Origin of the sequence: Colwellia chukchiensis (assembly GCF_002104455.1) — a bacterium.
Classification (GTDB): Bacteria; Pseudomonadota; Gammaproteobacteria; order Enterobacterales; family Alteromonadaceae; genus Cognaticolwellia; species Cognaticolwellia chukchiensis.
On record NZ_NBOC01000039.1, the window covers coordinates 1 to 1,729 of the forward strand.

Here is a 1,729-nt window from a genome sequence, read left to right on the forward strand (position 1 = left end):
AAAATCGATGTTGAAAAATACGTCAAATACTATAACTCAATTCGATTACATACGACCTTAAATGATATGTCGCCAATTGAGTTTGAAAGTGTAAGTAAAAAGTGTGCGGCCTAGCTTGACCAGATCACATATACATGGACATATGGAGGTACTACAAGGACAGGTGAAACGGTTACCTTTGCTTTTCCTACTCATGAAGTTTTAACTAAATCATACACGGTTAGTTTAACAGTAACAGATGGAGATAAATCAGATACTACAAACGTAACTGTGAATGTTGCGCCATACTGTTATAGCTGTAACGGCCAACAGATACCATAAGGAGATGACGATATGAAAAAAGGTTTTATTTCTACATTAGCTTTAAGTTTAATACTGTTAAGCTCGTTGCCATCATATGCAGGCGATGATGATAAACTTTCCAAGCAAATAAAAAAGATAGAGAAGGAGTTTAAAGAAGGAAACTTTTCAAATGTTGAGACATACGGAAATATAATTACCCTCTGTAATGCAACCCCGAAATCTGGCGTGGAATTCGACTCTTGGGCTGTTAAACATGCAAATGATGAAAATTTGGATCTTTCATCAATGCGTATTCAAGTAAAAGAGTGCGATAAGATAACAAAGAAAGGTTATAGAGAATTAGAAGACTTATACAAGACCGCTTATGCGTCTGGAGAAAAAGTCTCGGCATTACTGTTAGCTCGTTTAATTCCCTACGTATCACCTGATAAAGTCGAATTACTACAAGTTGCTGCGGCATGGAGTGAAGAAGGTGCAGATTTATTAGGAAAGCTGATGTTAGATAATGAACTTGACTTTTCTTCGCCTCAACGTAAGTTTTGGATAAATGTGTCTAACATGAGCATATTTTATCCTGAAGAATATACGCAGGCAGATAATCAGCTATTGTCGCTTGTTGATGGAGTCGATATGTCGGCAATAGAAGGGCTAATTGCCCAGTGGCAAGATGCAACAGTTGAAGAGCGTGAAAATATTGTCAATCTATTAAAAGAACTTTAATTTAGTAAATGATCTGACAGCTCTCACCTAAAAATAGGTGCGGGTTGTCATCACATGAAATATCTGGAGGAGCTTGGATGATATTAAAAAGCCAAAGTAAGTGTTTAGTAGCATTAATTATATTGTCCCTTGCTGGTTGCTCAACAACTAAAGCTATTCATGTTGCTTGCGACTTTACTGCTGGAGCTGCTAACAACGCTATAAATAGAGATAAAAATAAAAACAGCAGTGATATCCACGGGGAAAAATTAAAAACTAATGGTAATTCAGATGCTTTAGAGGGTGTTTTAGGTGTTATTAGTGGTGTATTAACAAGATCTTTAAATTCGAATACACAGAGTAAATGTACTGACTAGTAAGTTGATTATCGTTATCACGTAGCTTCTGCCTGTCGGATAAAATTCAGCCATTCATCAAAATACTACCGAGAACGACATAATAATAATCACCATTAGCGTTATCATTTAACCTTCATGATATTTGATGATCGGGTGTTTTATTCTCTAAGCTATTAGAGGAACCAACCTTTGAGTGATTCTTTTAGAAATAGATTTAATTGTTATTTGCTCAATTTTAGACGAGGGCGTTCAGAATTCTGTGTCAGCCTAAATTGCTAAATATCTAATACGCCATCTAACCTACCTTCGAAGTGGATGGCTAATTGTGACAGTGTCAGGTTCCAATTATGGATTGGCATTGTCCATTT

The 1,729-nt window shown here is 36.1% G+C and carries 3 protein-coding genes; all 3 read left to right on the plus strand.

Annotation, left to right across the window (positions count from 1 at the left end; all coding sequences use genetic code 11):
- The first annotated feature begins 3 nt into the window (after positions 1-3).
- The 3 genes from B6K83_RS18745 to B6K83_RS18055 all read left to right on the plus strand — a co-directional run bounded on the left by B6K83_RS18745 (position 4) and on the right by B6K83_RS18055 (position 1,379).
- Complete coding sequence (locus B6K83_RS18745) at positions 4-114, plus strand: IS3 family transposase (RefSeq protein ID WP_408607249.1); 111 nt, start codon at positions 4-6, stop codon at positions 112-114.
- 219 nt (positions 115-333) lie between these two features.
- Positions 334-1,023, plus strand: coding sequence for a hypothetical protein (locus tag B6K83_RS18050; protein ID WP_085286230.1), 690 nt, complete (start codon positions 334-336; stop codon positions 1,021-1,023).
- A gap of 44 nt (positions 1,024-1,067) precedes the next feature.
- Positions 1,068-1,379: a hypothetical protein gene (locus tag B6K83_RS18055; RefSeq protein WP_139175668.1), complete on the plus strand. Its 312-nt coding sequence runs from the start codon at positions 1,068-1,070 to the stop codon at positions 1,377-1,379.
- Positions 1,380-1,729 lie beyond the last annotated feature (350 nt).

What these genes read in the sequence shown, in the direction of transcription:
- B6K83_RS18050 (WP_085286230.1), top strand. Translation starts at nt 334, where the DNA reads ATGAAAAAAGGTTTTATTTCTACATTAGCTTTAAGTTTAATACTGTTA.